Genomic DNA, 4,194 nt, shown 5'->3' with positions numbered 1-4,194 from the left:
GGTCGACGTTTTCGTGCAGGATCGCTGATGCGTTGACGGCTCCGAGGGTGCCGGCGCACAGGTTCCATGCGAGTCGGCGTGTGGTGGACGTGTTGGTGAGTTCGCCGGCGGTGATGGCTGTTTCGATGATGTCACTGATGGCGTCGACCCAGCGTGCGAATGCCGCGCCGCTGTCGATGGTGGGTTCGAGGGTGAGTTTCATTCCGGCCCGCACGTTGGTGTCCTCGGCGATCTGACGAGCGAGGGACGTGAAGATCGCTGTCAGCTTCTCCCCTGCCGTGCTGCTCGAACCGGACGTCAGTGCTTCGCTGATGGTTTCGTCGAGGGTGCGGTTCCAGTCCGAGATGAGGTGTTCGGCGATCGCTTCCTTGGATGGGAAGTGGTAGTACATTGCGCCTTTGGCGAATTTTCCGGTAGCGCTGATGGTGTTGATGCTGGTGTGGCCGTATCCGTCGGTGTCGAAATGCCGTGCCGCGACGGCGATGATCGCTTCTCGTGTTCGTACTGCACGGGCCTGGGGCACCGAGTTCTTGCTGCCGACGGCGCGGCCGATCCGGGGGCGGGCTGGCGTGGTGGCAGTACCTTCCGGGGTGTGTGCCGGTTCGTTGGGGCTGTTCACAGGGATGCTCCTTCGACCATGCGGACGGACACCGGGTCGGTTCCGCGCCACATCAGCAGCAGATCGTCGACTCGTCTGGTGATGGTGTGGTTCTCGTCGAGGCTAGCGGCAACCTGCACAGCGCCGACGAAACCGGCGCAGAGAGTGTCTGCGAGCCTGGACATGCTTTCGGCGCAGTCGAGGGCGCCTGAACGGATAGCGTCGACGACGATCGGAGTGAGGGCTTCGGTCCACGCTTCGTAGGTGGCGTGGGCCTCAGTGAGTGACTGATCGACGGACAGGATGAGGCCGGCGCGGATGATCGCCTCGTTTTGGGTGCGGCGGGCGAGTTCGCGGTAGATCATCAGTACTTGCCGGTCGGCGGGTTGACCGGTTGCGATCGCTTTCCCGACTGTCGCGGTGACTGCGTCGGACCAGCGGCGAAGCATCTCCCTCGCGATGGATTCTTTCTTCGAGAAGTGGAAGTACATCGCTCCCTTGGTGACCGGGGCGAGTGTGACGATGTCGTCGATGGTGGTGCCCGCGTATCCCGTTTTGCTGAACAGGATTGCGGACGCCTCGAGGATCGCTTCTCGGGTGATTTTCGCTCGCGGCTGCATCGGTGGGCGGCCTGTTTTTCCGTGGTCGATGCCTTCGGATAGCTCGTTATGATCGTTCATTGGTCACAGATGCTTTCTGTGGTCATCGGCCCTGACGGTGTTCGTAGCACTGTCGGGGCCACCCTTTCATTGGCGGGTGTGGGTCAAACGGTGGTGAGTTCGCTGCGCATCGGGTTCTCGGCGGCTCGCAGGTCGGGCAATGGTGGACTGTCGAAGCCTGCTTCTCGGGCTGCGGTATCGAACTTCTCGTACCGGCGCCACGCTGTCGATGTCGCGACAGGCGGCTTCGATTCCAAAGCGATGGTCTCCCACGTGAGGTTCGGGTTCGTGAGCTTGCGGACTGCCGTGTCCTTCACGTTCTTCGCGAGATCCGACCCGGCAATGAAGGCCATGAGATCGTCTATGCCCGCCTCCGTGTCGCCCTGTGCTTCTTCGGCGTCGCGGCGGGCTGGGAACTCCGCAGCGGTGTCTTGGGAGTCGAGGATCTCGTCCAGGTCGTTCATCGTTTCGTCCACGAAAAACGGCTCCGCAAAGTCCGCAACAGCGTCCTCGTGGCCGGCCTTCGCATCCGCCGTTGTTGCGTCTACGTCTAGATCCGACTCCCGATGCTCCGCAATATTGGGGGCGAACTTCTCGCGGGGCGCAGGGACGCGAATCGGTCCCCGGCCTACGGTGAGGTCAGACGCAATACTCGTTGCATTCTCACTGTCGGTGGCATTTTCGACGATCACACGGTAAGCGGCGTAGGCCATTCCGACTGCCTTCACCAGGATTGTGATTCCGTGCGTGAACGCCAAGACCAGGGCCGGCGGAATGATCGCTATCGCCGCTGCAATGGCCGGCGCCAGTGGAATGAAACCAAGGTCTCCCCCACCATCGATCGACTCCTGTGCGGCGATTGCTGCGTGATAGGCGTGATAGGCGTTTCCGAGGATGCTGATCACGACGACGCTGACGGCGAGTGCGATGTAGAAGCCTCGGTCGCGCTTGTTCATGTTGAGCTTGCTGATGATGACGATGGCGATGGTGGCCCCGAGGATGGCGCTGTCGACGATCGCAGGGAAGATCCAAGTCAGGTGTTCGGGGATCAGTGCTTGCCGTGCGAGGTCGCGTTGTACGGCGAAGGAAAGTACGAATGCGCCGGTGGTGATACCGAGCGCAATGACGATCGCGAGTGCGAGTGCAGCAAGCAATGCGCCTAGCTGAATACGAGCTGCCCGAAGGCTAAAGTCGGTCATGACTGGGTTCTTTCCTTCCAGGGTTTCCCGGTCTGGAGCCTCGTCGGGTGCAACCGGCGAGGCTCCTTCGATGTGTGGGTCAGTCGTCTGAGATGGGGCGCCCGCTGGGAAGTGCGCCGGTCTCTGCTTCGTACTGGTTTCCGCTGTTGTGCGCGGTTTCCCGGCGTTCTGCCTCTGCCGCTAGTGCTTTCTCTACGAATTGCGACCAGGATTTGTCGTCCTCAAGGTGGCTGGTGTTTCGGTAAGCACCTCGGGCGCGACTGAATACGACTTGATCGACGTAGACCGTAATACGTTTGGGCTTGGGCTTTTCCACAGCTCTCGGCGTGGGCTGTGGAGGCGGCGGGACCTGTGCGGCCGTGCGGTTGGACCTCTGCATTCGAGACAGGTCACCAGTCACGTTCCGCGGAGGTAGCGCCGTGAGCTTTCGTTCGGGCCGGTCATTCATACCCGTGCTTCCTCTCTTTCCGCTGTTGCAACGCGGGTGACAACTTCTTGCGCAACTGCAAAGAGGTCGTCTGCAACGGATTTGGACGATTTCGGTGCGAGAGTCTGAGGCTCGGCGTTGCCTTTGATGACGTCGTACCATTTCGGGCCGCTTCGGACGACTGCGTCGAGTTCGGCTGCGAGCATGCCTCGCTCGCGTGTTGCTTGGGCTGTCGCTTCTGAGTGACGAACGGTGGCAGTGAAAACGACGTCGTCGTTGCCGAACGCCTCTGCAATTGCAGACCTGGCTTGCTTGAGCACGGTTTTCGCTGATGTACCGACGGCTACGAGAACGACGCCCAGTAGGTCGAGGTCGGGGTTGATTGCAGCGACAGCGTCGATGCGTAGTGCAACGGCTGCCATCCCTTTTCGGCTGGACGCATCGGATTTGACTGGCACGAATGCCCATTTTGCGGCGGCTAGCGCTGCTGTCTGCAAGGTTTCGTCGCCGGGGGGGCAGTCGATGAGGATCATGTCGTATGCGGGCGCCATTGGAGCAAGGACCCTCGCGAGGGCAAGTTTTGCGCCATCGGGATCTTTGGATGCCATAGCGGCAAGCGCTGCTGTTGCTTGTTCGAGGTGAACTCCCCCAGGGAGAACATCGAGATTCGCGCGAACATTTTCGATGGGTTTTGCGTCACCGCCGAAAGCGATTGCGCTAGCAAGCGACCTTCCCTGGTCATCGCCGGTTTCACTGGTGTACCCGAGGTCTTCGGCGAGGTTCCCCTGAGGATCGAGGTCGACGAGCAGAATTTTCTGCCCCGACGCTGCCAGTTCTCCACCGACGTTAGCTGTCAGGGTCGTCTTTAAGACACCACCCTTGCCGTTGATTACGGCGATCACCCTTTTGCGTGTTTCGTGAAAGTCGGTCTGCATTGCTCTCCCTCGACAGCACTGGCACATTTAACGGTATTACCAGCATTCCACGCCATCGCCAGGAATGCAATCAATAGCAGTAATTACAGTATTGCTGCTATCGGCCATCGGTCAGGTTGTAGCAACACATCTGGCCTCAAAACCAGTAATGGCAGCAATGCTGGCATTACGCACAGTTTCGCCGTGGCATCAGCTTGACCTGCATGTTTCCAATAGCAGTATTACTGTCATTACAGCAGGCGGGTTTGCAGAGAATCGAAACAAGCCGAGACTGCCCCATCAATATTGACGGCATTACTGGCATTACTGGTGTTACTGGGATTACAGTCCCCCCGGAGCTCGCCCTCAACTCTCTACTGCTATTGACAGTAATGCT

General features: G+C 59.8%; 5 protein-coding genes. All 5 read right to left on the bottom strand.

What is annotated here, in order from left to right; genetic code table 11:
- Positions 1 to 619, bottom strand: a 619-nt coding sequence (locus tag R4P70_RS30635; RefSeq protein ID WP_317833456.1) for a TetR/AcrR family transcriptional regulator, incomplete at its 3' end; no start/stop codon positions are given.
- On the bottom strand, positions 616 to 1,278 hold the full coding sequence (locus tag R4P70_RS30630) for a TetR/AcrR family transcriptional regulator (RefSeq protein WP_317833454.1): 663 nt from the start codon (positions 1,276 to 1,278) through the stop codon (positions 616 to 618). The genes R4P70_RS30630 and R4P70_RS30635, both read right to left, overlap by 4 nt.
- Positions 1,279 to 1,361: 83 nt before the next feature.
- Positions 1,362 to 2,456, bottom strand: a complete 1,095-nt coding sequence (locus tag R4P70_RS30625; RefSeq protein ID WP_317833452.1) for a DUF2637 domain-containing protein — start codon at positions 2,454 to 2,456, stop codon at positions 1,362 to 1,364.
- Between the two features lie 79 nt (positions 2,457 to 2,535).
- Positions 2,536 to 2,835, bottom strand: a complete 300-nt coding sequence (locus R4P70_RS32790) for a ParB family protein (protein ID WP_411742496.1) — start codon at positions 2,833 to 2,835, stop codon at positions 2,536 to 2,538.
- 65 nt (positions 2,836 to 2,900) lie between these two features.
- Positions 2,901 to 3,818 carry a ParA family protein gene (locus R4P70_RS30620; RefSeq protein WP_019750059.1) on the bottom strand — a complete coding sequence of 306 codons (918 nt, stop codon included), beginning with the start codon at positions 3,816 to 3,818 and terminating at the stop codon, positions 2,901 to 2,903.
- Positions 3,819 to 4,194: the final 376 nt, after the last annotated feature.

Source organism: Rhodococcus sp. IEGM 1241 (assembly GCF_033142365.1).
In the GTDB taxonomy this organism is placed as follows: domain Bacteria; phylum Actinomycetota; class Actinomycetes; order Mycobacteriales; family Mycobacteriaceae; genus Rhodococcus_F; species Rhodococcus_F erythropolis.
The sequence above is the reverse complement of the archived record's forward strand: the minus strand, read 5'-3'. Positions and strand labels throughout refer to the sequence as shown.